This is a genomic window from Pseudomonas sp. S2_F07 (assembly GCF_054668325.1).
Map to the genome: position 1 here is coordinate 6,083,584 of NZ_CP162758.1, position 16,268 is coordinate 6,099,851.

General features: G+C 58.2%; 19 protein-coding genes and 1 pseudogene. 15 read left to right on the plus strand and 5 right to left on the minus strand.

Annotated elements, in window-relative coordinates:
- Entirely contained in the window at positions 1–270 is a 270-nt protein-coding gene (locus AB4O40_RS27695; protein ID WP_043302188.1) for a DUF1654 domain-containing protein, read from the minus strand.
- Positions 271–452: 182 nt separating this feature from the next.
- Positions 453–1,541: an asparaginase gene (locus AB4O40_RS27700; RefSeq protein ID WP_056722233.1), complete on the minus strand. Its 1,089-nt coding sequence runs from the start codon at positions 1,539–1,541 to the stop codon at positions 453–455.
- 351 nt (positions 1,542–1,892) lie between these two features.
- Between AB4O40_RS27700 and AB4O40_RS27705 the strand changes: the two are divergent.
- From AB4O40_RS27705 to AB4O40_RS27740, 8 genes and pseudogenes are all read left to right on the plus strand, one after another.
- Positions 1,893–2,353 (plus strand): annotated as a pseudogene (locus AB4O40_RS27705) (hypothetical protein).
- Between the two features lie 193 nt (positions 2,354–2,546).
- Complete coding sequence (locus AB4O40_RS27710; protein ID WP_056722237.1) at positions 2,547–3,503, plus strand: sugar ABC transporter substrate-binding protein; 957 nt, start codon at positions 2,547–2,549, stop codon at positions 3,501–3,503.
- Between the two features lie 55 nt (positions 3,504–3,558).
- Entirely contained in the window at positions 3,559–5,112 is a 1,554-nt protein-coding gene (locus AB4O40_RS27715; RefSeq protein WP_460057027.1) for a sugar ABC transporter ATP-binding protein, read from the plus strand.
- Positions 5,109–6,086, plus strand: a complete 978-nt coding sequence (locus AB4O40_RS27720) for an ABC transporter permease (protein ID WP_056722241.1) — start codon at positions 5,109–5,111, stop codon at positions 6,084–6,086. Before AB4O40_RS27715 ends, AB4O40_RS27720 begins: the two co-directional genes overlap by 4 nt.
- 3 nt (positions 6,087–6,089) lie before the next feature.
- Complete coding sequence (locus AB4O40_RS27725) at positions 6,090–7,109, plus strand: LacI family DNA-binding transcriptional regulator (RefSeq protein WP_409079131.1); 1,020 nt, start codon at positions 6,090–6,092, stop codon at positions 7,107–7,109.
- Between the two features lie 91 nt (positions 7,110–7,200).
- Complete coding sequence (gene rbsK / locus AB4O40_RS27730; RefSeq protein WP_056722245.1) at positions 7,201–8,118, plus strand: ribokinase; 918 nt, start codon at positions 7,201–7,203, stop codon at positions 8,116–8,118.
- Positions 8,115–8,519 (plus strand): D-ribose pyranase, encoded by a 405-nt coding sequence (rbsD, locus tag AB4O40_RS27735; protein ID WP_056722246.1) that lies wholly within the window; start codon positions 8,115–8,117, stop codon positions 8,517–8,519. The genes rbsK and rbsD overlap by 4 nt, the downstream gene beginning before the upstream one ends.
- A gap of 94 nt (positions 8,520–8,613) precedes the next feature.
- Entirely contained in the window at positions 8,614–9,591 is a 978-nt protein-coding gene (locus AB4O40_RS27740) for a nucleoside hydrolase (RefSeq protein ID WP_223541000.1), read from the plus strand.
- A 54-nt stretch (positions 9,592–9,645) separates the two neighbouring features.
- Here AB4O40_RS27740 and AB4O40_RS27745 read toward each other — a convergent pair whose 3' ends face one another.
- Positions 9,646–9,837, minus strand: a complete 192-nt coding sequence (locus AB4O40_RS27745) for a hypothetical protein (protein ID WP_046041585.1) — start codon at positions 9,835–9,837, stop codon at positions 9,646–9,648.
- A gap of 132 nt (positions 9,838–9,969) precedes the next feature.
- On the opposite strand from AB4O40_RS27745, the gene AB4O40_RS27750 reads away from it, so the two are divergent.
- Together AB4O40_RS27750 and AB4O40_RS27755 are read left to right on the plus strand one after the other, a co-directional pair.
- Positions 9,970–10,275 carry a hypothetical protein gene (locus AB4O40_RS27750; RefSeq protein WP_223541001.1) on the plus strand — a complete coding sequence of 102 codons (306 nt, stop codon included), beginning with the start codon at positions 9,970–9,972 and terminating at the stop codon, positions 10,273–10,275.
- Positions 10,276–10,434: 159 nt separating this feature from the next.
- Positions 10,435–10,755 carry an I78 family peptidase inhibitor gene (locus AB4O40_RS27755; RefSeq protein ID WP_008047240.1) on the plus strand — a complete coding sequence of 107 codons (321 nt, stop codon included), beginning with the start codon at positions 10,435–10,437 and terminating at the stop codon, positions 10,753–10,755.
- Between the two features lie 70 nt (positions 10,756–10,825).
- Here AB4O40_RS27755 and AB4O40_RS27760 read toward each other — a convergent pair whose 3' ends face one another.
- Both AB4O40_RS27760 and AB4O40_RS27765 read right to left on the minus strand, forming a co-directional pair.
- Complete coding sequence (locus AB4O40_RS27760) at positions 10,826–11,038, minus strand: cold-shock protein (RefSeq protein ID WP_003179963.1); 213 nt, start codon at positions 11,036–11,038, stop codon at positions 10,826–10,828.
- A gap of 290 nt (positions 11,039–11,328) precedes the next feature.
- Positions 11,329–11,631 (minus strand): hypothetical protein, encoded by a 303-nt coding sequence (locus AB4O40_RS27765; protein WP_056722250.1) that lies wholly within the window; start codon positions 11,629–11,631, stop codon positions 11,329–11,331.
- A 374-nt stretch (positions 11,632–12,005) separates the two neighbouring features.
- On the opposite strand from AB4O40_RS27765, the gene thrS reads away from it, so the two are divergent.
- The 5 genes from thrS (at position 12,006) to pheS (ending at position 16,245) form a co-directional block, all read left to right on the plus strand.
- Positions 12,006–13,928, plus strand: coding sequence for a threonine--tRNA ligase (thrS, locus tag AB4O40_RS27770; RefSeq protein ID WP_056722251.1), 1,923 nt, complete (start codon positions 12,006–12,008; stop codon positions 13,926–13,928).
- On the plus strand, positions 13,928–14,479 hold the full coding sequence (gene infC / locus AB4O40_RS27775; protein ID WP_172435341.1) for a translation initiation factor IF-3: 552 nt from the start codon (positions 13,928–13,930) through the stop codon (positions 14,477–14,479). Before thrS ends, infC begins: the two co-directional genes overlap by 1 nt.
- Positions 14,480–14,539: 60 nt before the next feature.
- Positions 14,540–14,734, plus strand: coding sequence for a 50S ribosomal protein L35 (rpmI, locus tag AB4O40_RS27780; protein ID WP_002553160.1), 195 nt, complete (start codon positions 14,540–14,542; stop codon positions 14,732–14,734).
- A gap of 28 nt (positions 14,735–14,762) precedes the next feature.
- Positions 14,763–15,119, plus strand: a complete 357-nt coding sequence (rplT, locus tag AB4O40_RS27785; RefSeq protein WP_007905879.1) for a 50S ribosomal protein L20 — start codon at positions 14,763–14,765, stop codon at positions 15,117–15,119.
- Positions 15,120–15,228: 109 nt separating this feature from the next.
- On the plus strand, positions 15,229–16,245 hold the full coding sequence (gene pheS / locus AB4O40_RS27790) for a phenylalanine--tRNA ligase subunit alpha (RefSeq protein ID WP_007975711.1): 1,017 nt from the start codon (positions 15,229–15,231) through the stop codon (positions 16,243–16,245).
- Positions 16,246–16,268 lie beyond the last annotated feature (23 nt).

The following is a 16,268-nucleotide window of genomic DNA, read 5'->3' on the forward strand; positions in this document are numbered from 1 at the left end:
TCAATCTTCCTTCGGCACAACCCAGAAGATCTGCACGCCGCCATCGTCGCGATAGGCGAGGGTGACGTTGTCGTTCTCGTCGATTTCTTCCAGCAAGCGTTCCCATTCATCCACCGGTTCGTCAGGCAGGCGGAAGATCAATGCTGCCCTGGCCTTTTGTGCGGTGGGAGAGTTGATGATTTTCTGAACGCGCAGGCCCATGCGTACATAGGTGTCAGGAGAGGTAGAGGTGGTGTCCACGGAATTATCCTTATTAAGCTGTACGTGCATACAGTATTTAACTGTAGGCCATTTCGCAACTGCTTAAAAACCAAGAAAATCCTCTGACAGCGATTTGTTCCGTTTGGCGTAAGGCGAAGGGAGTTTTTTTGTAAGATCCAGCGGCAGCCACTCGCCAAAACTGGCGAATGGCGCACGGGGTGCCCGACCGGATCCGGTCGGGCGAGGGCAAATCAGTATTCCCAGAACATCCGTTGCAGTTCTTTGCTGTCGTTGGTCTTGGTCAGTGCGACCATCGCCAGGATCCGGGCCTTCTGCGGGTTCAGGTCGTGGGCAACGACCCAGTCGTATTTATCGTCAGGCTGTTCGGCGTTGCGCAATACAAAGCCACCGGCGTTGACATGGGAGGAACGAATGATCTGCACGCCGTCCTTGCGCAGGGCTTGCAGGGTAGGGACTACCCGCGAGGATACCGAGCCATTGCCGGTGCCAGCGTGGATGATGGCTTTGGCGCCCGATTGAGCCAGGGCCTTGTAGGCGGTATCGCTGACGTTGCCGTAGGAATAGGCGATCTCGACGTCAGGCAGGCTCTTGATGTTCTTGATGTCGAACTCGGAATCCATGGTGTGGCGCTTGGCTGGCAAGCGGAACCAGTAGGATTTGCCTTCGACCACCATGCCCAGCGGACCCCAGGCGCTTTTAAACGCTTCGGTCTTGATGTTGATCATTTTGCTGACGTCGCGACCCGACTGGATTTCATCGTTCATGGTCACCAGCACGCCTTTGCCCCGCGCGTCTTTGCTGCTGGCCACGGCCACCGCGTTGTACAGGTTCAGCATGCCATCGGCGGACATCGCGGTACCTGGGCGCATGGAGCCCACGACGATGATCGGCTTCTCGGTTTTTTCCACCAGGTTCAGGAAGTACGCCGTTTCTTCAAGGGTGTCGGTGCCGTGGGTGATCACGATGCCATCGACGTCTTTGCTGTCGGCCAGTTCGGCTACGCGACGACCCAGTTGCAGCAGGTTTTCGTTGGTGATGCTTTCGGAGGCGATTTGCATGACCTGTTCGCCGCGAACGTTAGCCAGTTGGCTCAGTTCTGGGACGCCGGCGATCAACTGTTCAATGCCGACTTTCGCCGCTTGATAGGTCGCGCTGTTGGCGGCGCTGGCGCCCGCACCGGCAATGGTGCCGCCCGTGGCCAGGATTACCACGTTGGCCAGTTTCTGTTGGGTTTCGGCTTCTTTGGCCTGAAGGGCAGTGGGCAGAAGCAGCAGGAGGGCCAAGGCGCCCGGAACAAAGGTCTTAAGTGCAGATGTCATTATTTTTCTCTTCTAGTTGTGAGACGGTGCAGATGCAAGTTCATCTAGATACGCCCCAGACGAACCTGAACGCTGGGGGTGTGAGGGAAAAGCAGGATCTGTACCAGTAATACTCAGAATCGAAAAAACACGCTTAAGTTAATGATTTGTAATGGTATTGCTGTTTGTGTCAGGTGTGGTTTTGAGTCTGGATGTTCGGATTGCCGAACATATGCAGATTTTGCGTTCGGCTCTCCGAAACGGATTGCAGTTCTGTTTAAGATTTCAACGCGTCAAATCATCAGTGACCATTAAAGAAACAGCCGCGTCGGTCGATGCTCCTTCAAGGGATCTTTTTCTTCAGGAGTTCACATGTCGTTATCTGTTGGCATTCCCAATGCCGCCGGCATCACCATCGGTGGCAAATCGGCCACTACCCTTCGTGCCTTGAGCGACGCGACAGCTGATGCGGCTGCTCAAGCGCCGGGTGCAAAAAAAGCGACGGCAATCAGGTCAAGACGGGCCCGGTTGGTCTGGGGGGGAGTGCCGGCGCACAGGCCGAATCGCAAACCAGCGATAACACCAGCGTGGCGGTGAAGGTCTTGCTCAAACGCCTCAAGGAATTGCAGCAGCAATTGCGTGAGCAACAACAGCAGCTGGCGCAAGCCCAGGCGGCGTCCTATCCGAGTCCGGAAGTCAAGACCACCGCGGTAGCGGCCATTCAGGGGCAGGTTGCCGACACCAACGGCGCCATCCTGCAAGTGAGTGCGAGCCTGATCAAGGAGCTGGCCAAGGGTTCCGGCACGGGATCGGTGGTCAACACCACGGCATGAGTTGAATGCCGTTTTTTCGCCACGCATCTCTGAAAGCATTTTTCAGGTCGTTGACAAAATCCGGCAGGGTTCGCATAGTTTGGTTCACGCAAACGTTTGCGCGGCTCCAATGATGGCTTTTCATCGCGGTGGGCCGTGAAGCTTACGCCAGCGCAAGCGTTGCTCACAATAATCATAAGATCGGAGTGAACCCATGAAGCTGCCATTCGCTGGACGTCTTCTCGCTGTCGCTATGCTGGCTGCCGCATCCGCTGCATTGCCTGTCTCTTCGGCTTTTGCTGAAACCGCTGAAAAGCCGAAAGTCGCACTGGTCATGAAATCCCTGGCCAACGAATTCTTCCTGACAATGGAAGATGGCGCCAAGGCGTACCAGAAAGATCACTCCGGCGAATTCGAGCTCATCTCCAACGGCATCAAGGATGAAACCGACACCGCAGGCCAGACGCGCATCGTCGAGCAGATGATCCTGGCCAGGGTCAATGCACTGGTGATTGCACCGGCAGACTCCAAGGCCATGGTCCCGGTGATCAAGAAAGCCATCGATGCCGGTATCACCGTGATCAACATCGACAACCAACTGGACCCCGCCGTCGTCAAAAGCAAAAACATCAATGTTCCGTTCGTAGGCCCGGACAACCGCAAGGGCGCACGGCTGGTGGGGGATTACCTGGCCAAACAGCTCAAGGCCGGTGACGAAGTCGGCATCATCGAAGGTGTGTCCACGACCACCAATGCCCAGCAGCGGACCGCGGGTTTCAAAGATGCGATGGAGGCGGCGCAGATCAAGGTCGTGTCCCTGCAATCCGGTGACTGGGAAATCGACAAGGGCAACAAGGTCGCCGCGTCGATTCTCAGCGAATACCCGCAAACCAAGGCCCTGTTGGCCGGCAACGACAGCATGGCGGTCGGCGCGGTATCCGCGGTGCGCGCCGCGGGCAAGGCCGGCAAGGTGCAAGTGGTCGGCTACGACAACATCAATGCCATCCAGCCAATGCTCAAGGACGGTCGCGTGCTGGCCACCGCGGACCAGTTCGCGGCCAGACAGGCGGTGTTCGGCATCGAGACTGCATTGAAGATTCTCAAGGGCGAGAAGGTCGAAGGCGGCGCCAATGGCGTGATCGAAACGCCGGTAGAGCTGGTCACCAAGTAACCTTCTGGCAACGCAACGGCGCTCGTCCAGCCGGACGGGCGCATGGAGAGTTTTTATGTCAGTTTGCGCTCCGGACGCTGTCCTCTCGGTCAGCGGTATCGGCAAGACCTACGCCCAGCCGGTTCTTACCGGCATCGACCTGACGCTCATGCGCGGGGAAGTGCTGGCGTTGACCGGCGAGAACGGTGCAGGCAAAAGCACGCTTTCGAAGATTATTGGCGGGCTGGTCACGCCGACCACCGGCCAGATGCGGTTTCAGGGGCAGGACTATCGTCCGGGTAGCCGGGCTCAGGCTGAAGCGCTGGGTATCCGCATGGTCATGCAGGAGCTCAATCTGCTGCCGACCTTGTCGGTGGCGGAAAACCTGTTTCTCGACAACCTGCCCAGCAAAGGCGGCTGGATCAGTCGCAAGCAGTTGCGCAAGGCGGCCATCGAGGCCATGGCTCATGTCGGGCTCGACGCCATTGACCCGGACACCCTGGTCGACGAACTGGGCATCGGCCATCAGCAAATGGTCGAGATCGCCCGCAACCTGATTGGCGATTGTCATGTGCTGATTCTCGATGAGCCGACGGCAATGCTCACTGCCCGCGAAGTCGAAATGCTGTTCGAGCAGATAACCCGCCTGCAGGCGCGCGGCGTATCGATCATCTATATCTCCCATCGCCTTGAAGAGCTGGCGCGGGTCGCGCAGCGCATTGCCGTGCTGCGCGACGGCAACCTGGTCTGTGTCGAGCCGATGGCCAACTACAACAGCGAGCAACTGGTCACGCTGATGGTTGGTCGCGAGCTCGGCGAACACATCGATATGGGGGCGCGCAAGATCGGCGCTCCGATGTTGACGGTCAAGGGCCTGAGCCGTGCCGACAAGGTTCGCGACGTGTCGTTCGAAGTCCGTGCCGGAGAGATTTTCGGGATATCCGGTTTGATTGGCGCAGGGCGCACCGAGTTGCTGCGCCTGATCTTCGGTGCCGATATCGCCGACAGCGGCACGGTTGCCCTGGGGGCGCCGGCGCAGGTCATCAATGTGCGTTCGCCAGTGGATGCGGTCGGGCATGGCATCGCGTTGATCACCGAAGATCGCAAGGGCGAAGGCCTTTTGTTGACGCAATCGATCGGCGCCAATATCGCCTTGGGCAACATGCCCGGCATCTCCTGCGCGGGCGTTGTCGACAACGATGGCGAGAACGCCCTGGCCCAGCGTCAGATCGACGCCATGCGCATTCGCAGTTCCGGTCCGGCACAGTTGGTGTCCGAGTTGTCCGGCGGCAATCAGCAGAAGGTCGTCATCGGCCGTTGGCTGGAGCGCGATTGCTCGGTGCTGCTGTTCGACGAGCCGACCCGCGGCATCGACGTCGGCGCCAAGTTCGATATCTATAACCTGCTCGGCGAGTTGACTCGCCAAGGCAAGGCGCTGGTGGTGGTCTCCAGCGACTTGCGCGAGCTGATGCTGATCTGCGACCGGATCGGCGTGCTGTCGGCCGGGCGCCTGATCGATACCTTCGATCGCGACAGCTGGACCCAGGATGAATTGCTCGCCGCTGCTTTCGCCGGCTACCAAAAACGTGATGCGCAGCTCGTTGAAGCCGCGCCTAGGGATCTTCCATGAATACCGTTTCTTCCGCCGGCAAACGCAGTGGCAACTTCTACGGCCTGGGCACCTATCTGGGCCTGGCGGGTGCCTTGTTGGCGATGATCGTGCTGTTCTCGGTGCTGAGCAGTCATTTTCTGTCCTACGATACTTTCAGCACCCTGGCCAACCAGATTCCGGACCTGATGGTGCTGGCGGTCGGCATGACCTTTGTGTTGATCATCGGTGGCATCGACCTGTCGGTAGGCTCGGTGCTGGCGCTGGCGGCCTCGACCGTGAGCGTGGCGATTCTCGGCTGGGGCTGGGGCGTACTGCCGGCGGCGCTGCTGGGCATGGCCGTCGCGGCGCTCGCCGGTACCGTCACCGGCTCGATCACGGTGGCGTGGCGGATTCCGTCGTTCATCGTGTCCCTGGGCGTGCTGGAAATGGCTCGCGGGGTGGCGTACCAGATGACCGGTTCGCGTACGGCCTACATCGGCGATGCGTTCGCCTGGTTGTCCAATCCGATCGCCTTCGGCATTTCGCCGTCGTTCATCATTGCGTTGCTGATCATTTTCGTCGCCCAGGCCGTATTGACCCGCACGGTGTTCGGTCGTTACCTGATCGGGATCGGTACCAACGAAGAGGCCGTACGGCTGGCGGGGATCAACCCCAAGCCATACAAGATCCTGGTCTTCAGCCTGATGGGGTTGCTGGCCGGTATTGCCGCGTTGTTCCAGATTTCTCGCCTGGAAGCCGCCGACCCGAATGCCGGCTCCGGTCTTGAGTTGCAGGTGATCGCGGCCGTCGTGATCGGCGGGACCAGCCTGATGGGCGGGCGCGGTTCGGTGATCAGCACGTTTTTTGGCGTCCTGATCATTTCCGTGCTGGCCGCGGGGCTGGCGCAGATCGGGGCAACCGAGCCGACCAAGCGCATCATTACCGGTGCGGTGATCGTGGTGGCGGTGGTGCTGGATACTTATCGCAGTCAACGCGCAAGCCGGCGGACCTGAGTCATGGCGACTATCAAAGATGTGGCAGCCCTTGCCGGCATTTCCTACACCACGGTTTCCCATGTGGTGAACAGGACCCGCCCGGTCAGTGAAGAAGTCCGGATCAAGGTCGAGGCGGCAATCCAGACCCTCGACTACGTCCCCAGCGCCGTGGCCCGTTCGCTCAAGGCCAAGACCACGGCGACCATCGGCCTGTTGGTGCCCAACAGCCTGAACCCGTATTTCGCCGAACTGGCCCGGGGTATCGAGGATTACTGCGAGCGAAACGGTTACTGCGTCATCCTGTGCAACTCCGACGACAATCCGGACAAGCAGCGCAGCTACCTGCGCGTGCTGCTGGAAAAACGCATCGACGGCCTGATTGTCGCCTCAGCCGGTGGCGACAGTGGCCTGGTACAAGGCCTGAAAGGCGTCCGCACGCCCATGGTGATCGTCGACCGCGGACTGGACGGTGTCGATGCGGACCTGGTGCGTATCGATCATGAATACGGCGCCTATCTGGCGACCCGACATCTGCTGGAGTTGGGGCACCGGGATATCGCCACCATCAGCGGGCCGGAAAACACCAGCGTGGCGCAGATGCGACTGGCGGGTTATCGCCGGGCCTTGAAGGAGGCGGGCATCGAAGTCTCGTCCGGGCGCATGCTGGAAAGCGATTTCACCAGCACCGGCGGCTACAGCGCCGCCGCGATTCTGCTGGAAAGCAATCCGCCTAGCGCCATTTTTGCCGCCAACGACATGATCGGCATCGGCGTGCTGCGGGCCGCCGCCGAGCGCAATATTCGCGTGCCGAGCGAGTTGTCGGTGATCGGCTTCGACGATATCCAGATGAGTCGCTATGTCTACCCGTCGTTGACCACGGTCGGGCAATCGATCCTGCAGCTCGGCGAAATGGCTGCCGAAGTGCTTTTACGGCGGATCGCCACGCCGGGCCTGGCGACCGATCAGCGGATCGTGACGCCGAGTATCGTCATACGTGAATCGACGGCGCCGCTGGCTGGCGTGTTTGCCCAGTGCCGTTGAAAACAGAAAGTCGTTGAAACAAAAAGCCATTGAAAACAGAAAGCCGCTGAACCCACAGCGCCGCCGAAACAGAATCGATGAGTAGCAATGTATGCCAGCAAAAGTAGTGGTGATAGGCAGTTTGAACATGGACCTGGTGACCCGGGCGCCACGCTTGCCCAAGGGCGGTGAAACGCTGATTGGGCAGTCGTTTACCACCGTCTCCGGCGGCAAGGGCGCCAATCAGGCCGTGGCTGCGGCGCGGCTGGGGGGCCAGGTGTCGATGATCGGCTGCGTGGGCAATGACGCTTATGGTGAGGTGCTGCGCGGGGCGCTGTTGGCCGAGCAGATCGATTGCCAGGCGGTGAGCATCGTTGATGGTTCCAGTGGGGTGGCGTTGATAGTGGTCGACGACAGCAGTCAGAACACCATCGTGATCGTCCCCGGCGCCAACGGGGCATTGACCTCTGAAGCCATCGACCGTTTTGATTCGGTGATACAGGCGGCGGACGTGCTCATCTGTCAGCTGGAAGTGCCCGATGCTTCCGTTGGCCATGCGCTCAAGCGCGGTCGCGAACTGGGCAAGACAGTCATCCTCAACCCGGCACCGGTCAGCCGCCCGCTGCCGTCGGACTGGTACGCGTCCATCGATTACCTGATTCCAAACGAAAGCGAAGCGTCGGCACTGAGCGGTGTGTCGGTGGACTCCCTCGAAACTGCGCAAGCCGCGGCGACCCGCCTGATTGCCCTGGGCGCCGGCAAAGTGATCATCACCCTCGGTGCGCAAGGTTCGCTGTTTGCCGATGGCCATCGCTTCGAACATTTCCCCGCGCCCGTAGTAAAGGCTGTCGATACCACGGCGGCCGGCGACACGTTTGTCGGCGGTTTCGCTGCGGCACTGGCCGCGGGTCAAGATGAGGCGCAGGCGATCCGCTTCGGACAGGTGGCCGCGGCGCTGTCGGTCACCCGTGCTGGCGCGCAACCTTCGATTCCCGTCTTGAGCGATGTACAGGCGTTTAAAACCCCATGAAAAAGACACCTCTGCTCAACATTGCGCTATCGCGGCTGATCGCTTCATTGGGGCATGGCGACCTGGTCGTCATCGGTGATGCCGGGCTGCCGGTTCCACCGGGCGTTGAATTGATCGACCTGGCCCTGACCCATGGCATTCCGGATTTTGTCAGCACCTTGAAGGTGGTGCTCAGTGAGATGCAGGTCGAAAGCCATGTGCTGGCTGAGGAAATCCTGGATAAAAAGCCGTCGGCCCTGGTCGCGCTGCAAGAGCTGGACGGCGAAGGTGCGTTGGGGCGGCGCGAGTTGCTCACTCATGAACAATTCAAGGTCCTGAGCCGACAAGCCAGGGCGATTGTTCGTACAGGCGAATGCCAGCCGTACTGCAACATTGTGCTGGTCGCCGGGGTTACGTTTTGACGGGCTGTCCGCGTTTTGATGTCCCTGGCACAAGGCGTGCGCCCCGTATCGCTATGCTCAGAAACTGCACCCACTGCTCCGGAGCCTGCTGCTTTTGACCTTGAAGACCGCAACCAACGCCCACGCGGCCCCAAAGATCGACCTGATCATCGACACCGATCCGGGGGCTGACGACGTCGTTGCCCTGTTGTTCGCCCTGGCATCGCCGCAAGAGCTGAATGTCCGGGCATTGACCACCGTTGCCGGCAACGTTCGCCTGGACAAGACCTCGCGCAATGCTCGACTGGCCCGCGAGTGGGCGGGGCGCGAAGAGGTTCCGGTCTATGCGGGGGCGCCGAAACCCCTGGTGCGCACACCCATCTATGCCGAGGATATTCATGGCCAGGAAGGGTTGTCGGGCATTGCCGTGTATGAGCCCGGCAAAGGCCTGGCCAAGGGCAGTGCCATCCCTTATCTGATCGATACCCTTAAATCTGCCGAGCCTCACAGCATTACCATCGCCATGCTTGGCCCGCAGACCAACCTGGCCCTGGCGTTGATCCAGGAGCCGGGTATCGTTCAGGGCATCAAGGAAGTGGTGGTCATGGGCGGCGCGCACTTCAACGGCGGCAACATCACGCCGGTGGCCGAGTTCAACCTGTTCGCCGATCCGCAAGCGGCCGAAGTGGTGCTCAACAGTGGTGTGAAGCTGACCTACCTGCCGCTGGATGTGACCCACAAGATCCTTACCAGCGAAGCGCGCCTGAATCAGATTGCCGCGCTGAACAACAACGCCAGTCGTCTGGTGGGCAGTATTCTCAATGAGTACATCAAGGGCGACATGGAGCACTATGGCCTTCCGGGCGGCCCGGTGCATGACGCCACGGTTGTCGCTTACCTGCTCAAGCCGCAATTGTTCAGCGGTCGTTCGGTCAACGTGGTGATCGACAGCCGCGAAGGACCGACCTTTGGACAAACCATCGTCGACTGGTATGACGGCTTGAAAGCGCCAAAGAATGCCTTCTGGGTAGAAAGCGGCGATGCCCAGGGCTTCTTCGATCTGCTGACCGAGCGCCTGGCCCGCCTGAAGTAAGCATCATCTGCCGCAGGCGCTTGCCTGCGGGTTTCACTCCCTCGCGCTAACTGCTCAGGTCTTTTGGTCCGACAGGTGTTTCTCGAAAATCTGCTCGATGAACGATTGGGCGGCTTCGGTTCCAAGGTCCCTGACCAGAAGGTCGATACCGATAATGGCGAGCTCTTCCGTGCTGCTTGGGCTGTAGGAGCTGTGGCCGTCTTGCCACTTGGCCTTGATGTCAGCGTCGATGCTTACGGTGGTCATGATGGCGCTCGTGAAGTCGGGGAAGTCTGAGTGCCGAGTTAACCATTTTGCGGGGCTTTTGACACGCCGACTTAGGTATGAAAGGAGGGCTATGCGACACTTGGCCTTTGTCGAATATTCAAGGAGCACGTTGTGCAGATCGATTTGAACTCCCCGGATGGCCTGACCCTCGAGGCGGTGCGTCAGTTGCTGGCCGGCGCCAGTGACGATGAGCACACCCAGTTGCGGGTCACCAAGGGAGGCATCGCCTACATCTCCTCGGGTGTCGTGGGCGGTACCGATATCGACGGCTTGTCGTTCCGGCTCGAAACCTGGGCCAAGGGCTCAGGTTATGTCGGGCGGGTCGCGGCCAGCGATGAAGTCTGGGTCATGCAAATCTTCAATGCCTTGAAAGAGAACTGGCCCAATCCTCCTTACGACTACATCGACGTCTATTGAGCGTCGTTCATATTCAGTCACGATTCAGTGGTTAAGGGCAGGGCGACGCTCAGGCAGAATCGCGGCTCGTCCGGATCATGGGCAGGGTGCTCCCTGTGAAACCAAACGCCAGTCTGGTTGTCGCACGATCTCAGCTTAATCATTGAATAAGGAGGCTTCATGCCTTGGAAGCTCGCGTCATTGGGTACTTTGTTGGCCGTTGCCACACTGGCCGGTTGCAGCACTCCCTCTACGGAGTCGGCAACAACGGATGTTGCGACAACTGACACGGGTCACAGTCGCTGTGAGGCAAAGGCTGCCGAGTTCACTATCGGTAAACAGGCATCGCCGCAGCTGCTTGAGCAGGCGCGTACCCGCGCAGGGGCGCAAAGTGCACGGTTCCTGCTGCCAACCGATATGGTGACGCTGGAGTACCGCTCCGATCGCCTGAACCTGAACACCGATGCCAGCCGGGTAGTGACGCGCGTCAACTGCGGCTGATCGTTCGGCTTTTGTTTCAGCCATAAAAAACCCCGTCACATGGACGGGGTTTTTTTAGTGCGCCTGGAAATTACTCTGGGCGAACTTGAGCAGCTTGCATACCCTTTTGGCCTTTCTCAGCCACGAAGGAAACAGTCTGGCCTTCTTTCAGGCTTTTGAAACCGTCGCTTTCGATAGCTTTGAAGTGTACGAACAGGTCGTCACCGCCACCTTGAGGAGTGATGAAGCCGAAGCCTTTTTCATCGTTGAACCATTTAACGGTGCCGGTTTGGCGATTAGACATGGTGTATCTCCAAGAAACATATATTTTCAGTAGTACTGTGCTGCTCAGGCCAACTGGGCACACCCGGGTATCATAGTCGAAATGTTCGCTTTGGGAGCCCCCCGGGCGAGCTGTTTGCCTTGCTGTCGAGCGGTCTTTGGTGCTTCCTATCGCTGGAGGCCCCGTTTTAAAAGGCTTTCAGCCGAAAGAAAAGACGAAAAAAAGCTGTAAAACCTTCAAAAAATCTCAGTCAAAGTGACATTCGGTCTGTTTTTTCGGTCAGTGCAGGTGAAAAAATCAATGCCAGACGCTTATTTCTTCGCCCCGGTATCGACCCTGCAAGTGGCGATTTTCTGCATCGCCTGATTTGCCAGTTCTTGACTTGCCTTGCCGTCCATCAATGCCTGAAGGTCTTTGGCAGGATAGGATTTGAGCTGGTCGGCGCCGCAACCACAGACGGCTTTTGCCTTCGCATCACCGATCTTTTGTGCCGCTGCAGGGACGCATTGCGCCATGTATTTCTCGCGCTCACCCTTTGGCCAATCGGCGTGGGCGGCCAATGGCAGCAGCAGAACGATGGGGGCAACTACGGCGAACAAACGGTTCAGACGCATGCTGGGATGCTCCTTGTGGGTCAATGACGTGTTATCTGAGGGGCGAAGCGGTGTTCAAGTTCAGCACTCTGGCATAAAAATGCCCGATTTGCCCCCGTACAAAGTCTGTGTGCATCGACGACCGTTCATCTGTGCTAGCATGCCTCGCTCGGGCGTTTGCAGGCTCCGGCGGACCTTCAGTCCCGGTAGCGGCAGATGCACGATTAACCCTGATTTGAATCCCAGTCACTCTGGTTCGGTTTTCCGGTTGGCCGCAAGGCTCCTGCCGCTGTAAGGCAGGCGTTCGTCATTGAATGGCCTGGACCGGATCTTGTACTGGCTCATCCCAACCCACGTGACCTTTGGTAGGGGTCACCACTAGGAGAGGAGGCGCCATGCCAACTATTACTCTTCCCGACGGCAGTCAACGTTCATTCGATCACCCGGTTTCCGTAGCCGAGGTCGCCGCATCCATTGGTGCAGGCCTGGCCAAGGCCACCGTTGCCGGCAAGGTCGATGGCAAGCTGGTCGACGCCAGCGACATCATCGACAGCGATGCGTCGCTGCAAATCATCACGCCAAAGGATGAAGAGGGGCTGGAGATCATTCGCCACTCTTGCGCCCACCTGGTTGGCCACGCGGTCAAGCAGTTGTACCCGAGCGCCAGGATGGTCATCGGTCCGGTCATCGATGAAGGTTTCTATTACGACATCGCCTTCGAGCGTCCTTTCACTCCGGACGACCTGGCGGCCATCGAACAGCGCATGCAGCAGCTGATCGAGAAAGATTACGACGTGATCAAGAAAGTCACTCCGCGCGCCGAAGTGATCGAAGTGTTCAAGGCCCGTGGCGAAGACTACAAGTTGCGCCTGGTCGAAGACATGCCGAACGAGCAGGCCATGGGCCTGTACTATCACGAAGAATACGTCGACATGTGCCGCGGTCCGCACGTGCCGAACACCCGCTTCCTTAAATCCTTCAAGCTGACCAAGCTGTCCGGCGCCTACTGGCGCGGCGATGCCAAGAACGAGCAATTGCAGCGCGTCTACGGCACCGCATGGGCGGACAAGAAGCAACTGGCGGCTTACATCCAGCGCATTGAAGAAGCCGAAAAGCGCGATCACCGCAAGATCGGCAAGCGCCTGGGCCTGTTCCACACCCAGGAAGAGTCTCCGGGCATGGTGTTCTGGCACCCGAACGGCTGGACTTTGTACCAGGTGCTAGAGCAGTACATGCGCAAGGTTCAGCGCGATAACGGCTACCTCGAAATCAAGACGCCGCAAGTCGTTGACCGCAGCCTGTGGGAGAAATCCGGGCACTGGGCCAACTACGCCGACAACATGTTCACCACCCAGTCGGAAAACCGCGACTACGCGATCAAGCCAATGAACTGCCCTTGCCACGTGCAGGTGTTCAACCAGGGCCTGAAGAGCTACCGCGAGTTGCCGATGCGCCTGGCCGAATTTGGTGCATGCCATCGCAACGAGCCGTCGGGTGCCTTGCACGGCATCATGCGCGTGCGCGCGTTCACTCAGGACGACGCCCACATCTTCTGCACCGAAGAGCAGATGCAGGCCGAGTCCGCTGCGTTTATCAAGCTGACCATGGACGTCTACGCCGATTTCGGCTTTAAAGATGTCGAAATGAAGCTGTCCACTCGTCCGGAAAAACGCGTCGGTTCCGACGAACTTTGGGATCGCGCCGAAGCTGCACTGGCCGCAGCCCTTGATAGCGCGGGCCTGCCGTACGATCTGCAGCCGGGCGAGGGTGCGTTCTACGGTCCGAAGATCGAGTTCTCGCTGAAAGATTGCCTCGGTCGCGTCTGGCAATGTGGTACCCTGCAGCTCGATTTTAACCTGCCTGTCCGTCTGGGAGCCGAATACGTCTCCGAAGACAACAGCCGCAAGCACCCGGTCATGTTGCACCGGGCGATCCTGGGGTCCTTCGAACGCTTCGTCGGAATCCTGATCGAACACTACGAGGGTGCATTCCCTGCGTGGCTGGCGCCGACCCAGGCAGTGGTGATGAATATCACTGATAAACAGGCCGATTTTGCCGCTGAAGTTGAAAAAACCCTCAACGAAAGCGGATTTCGTGCCAAGTCTGACTTGAGAAATGAAAAGATCGGCTTTAAAATCCGCGAGCATACTTTGCTCAAGGTTCCTTATCTCTTGGTTATCGGAGATCGGGAAGTCGAGATGCAGACTGTCGCTGTGCGTACTCGTGAAGGTGCTGACCTGGGCTCGATGCCCGTCGCCCAGTTCGCTGAGTTTCTCGCGCAAGCGGTTTCCCGGCGTGGTCGCCCAGATTCGGAGTAATTATTATTAAGCGTGAAATGAGACAAGATAAACGAGCTGCACCGAAAGCCCCGATCAACGAGAATATCTCGGCACGCGAGGTTCGGTTAATTGGGGCTGAAGGTGAACAGCTTGGGATTGTGTCAATTGAAGACGCGCTTCTTAAGGCTGAAGAGGCCAAGCTGGATCTGGTGGAAATTTCCGCCGATGCAGTACCCCCTGTTTGCAAACTGATGGACTACGGCAAGTCGATCTTCGAAAAGAAGAAGCAGATTGCTGCGGCCAAGAAAAACCAGAAGCAGATTCAGGTTAAAGAAATCAAGTTTCGTCCAGGGACGGAGGAAGGGGATTACCAGGTAAAACTGCGCAACCTGGTACGTTTCCTGAGTGATGGGGACAGGGCCAAGGTATCCTTGCGATTCCGCGGCCGTGAGATGGCCCACCAGGAGCTGGGGATGGAACTCCTCAAGCGAGTTGAAGGTGACTTGCTCGAGTACGGTTCGGTCGAACAGCATCCTAAGATGGAAGGACGCCAGCTGATCATGGTCATCGCCCCGAAAAAGAAGAAGTAATCAACAGGGCACGGCAGGCCTTCTGATTATGTTTATCAACTGAATGCGGAGTATCCGAACATGCCAAAAATGAAGACCAAAAGTGGTGCTGCTAAGCGGTTTCTGAAAACTGCTAACGGTATCAAGCACAAGCACGCTTTCAAGAGCCACATCCTGACCAAAATGTCGACCAAGCGTAAGCGTCAACTGCGCGGTAGCAGCTTGCTGCATCCGTCTGACGTGGCAAAAGTCGAGCGCATGCTGCGCCTTCGTTAATTTTAGTCAAGAATAGAGGAAGTAACTCATGGCTCGTGTAAAGCGTGGCGTCATTGCCCGTAAGCGTCACAAAAAAATTCTGAAACTTGCTAAAGGCTACTACGGCGCACGCTCCCGCGTATTCCGTGTTGCCAAGCAAGCGGTAATCAAGGCAGGCCAATACGCCTACCGTGACCGTCGTCAGAAAAAACGTCAGTTCCGCGCTCTGTGGATCGCTCGTATCAACGCTGGTGCTCGTATCAACGGTCTGTCCTACAGCCGTTTCATCGCCGGCCTGAAAAAAGCGTCCATCGAGATCGACCGTAAGGTTCTGGCTGATCTGGCAGTGAACGAAAAAGCGGCGTTTGCTGCGATTGTCGAGAAAGCTAAAGCCACCTTGGCTTAAGTACCCCCGACAGTCACCCGGCCTCGCATCTGTGGGGCCAGGTGTTAAACGTCATAAATAGGGGAAGAGCCTTCAAGCTCTTCCCCTATTTTGTATCTGGAGTCTGTACATGGAAAACCTGGATGCGCTCGTCTCTCAAGCTCTAGAGGCTGTGCAAAGCGCTGAAGATATCAATGCCCTGGAGCAAATCCGGGTTCACTACCTTGGCAAGAAGGGTGAATTGACTCAGGTGATGAAGACCCTGGGGAATTTGCCGGCAGAAGAGCGTCCGCAGGTCGGTGCGCTGATCAACGTTGCCAAGGAGCGTGTCACAGAGGTCCTTAATGCGCGCAAGGCATTGTTTGAAGAAGCCGATCTGGCTGCCAAACTCTCTGCCGAGTCCATTGACGTGACCCTGCCTGGCCGTGGTCAGACCTCCGGTGGTCTGCATCCGGTTACCCGCACTCTGGAACGCGTCGAACAGTTCTTCACCCGTATTGGCTACGGCATCGCCGAAGGCCCTGAGGTCGAAGACGACTATCACAACTTCGAAGCGCTCAACATCCCAGGCCACCACCCGGCCCGGTCGATGCATGACACCTTCTATTTCAATGCGAACATGTTGTTGCGCACCCATACCTCGCCGGTACAGGTCCGCACCATGGAGTCGAAACAGCCGCCGATCCGCATCGTCTGCCCAGGCCGTGTATACCGCAGCGACTCCGATATCACCCACTCGCCGATGTTCCACCAGGTCGAAGGCCTGCTGATCGATCGTGACATCAATTTCGCCGACCTCAAAGGCACCATCGAAGAGTTCCTGCGGGTGTTCTTCGAAAAGGAACTGGCGGTACGTTTCCGTCCTTCGTACTTCCCGTTCACCGAGCCATCGGCTGAAGTCGACATGGAATGCGTGATGTGCAGCGGTAAAGGCTGCCGCGTCTGCAAGCAGACCGGCTGGCTGGAAGTGATGGGCTGCGGCATGGTTCACCCGAACGTGCTGCGCATGTCCGGGATCGACCCGGAAGAGTTCTCGGGCTTTGCCTTCGGCATGGGCGTTGAGCGTCTGGCCATGCTGCGTTACGGCGTGAACGACTTGCGTCTGTTCTTCGACAACGACTTGCGGTTCCTCGCGCAATTTCGCTAGTCGTAACGAATTCTTAGGAGAGC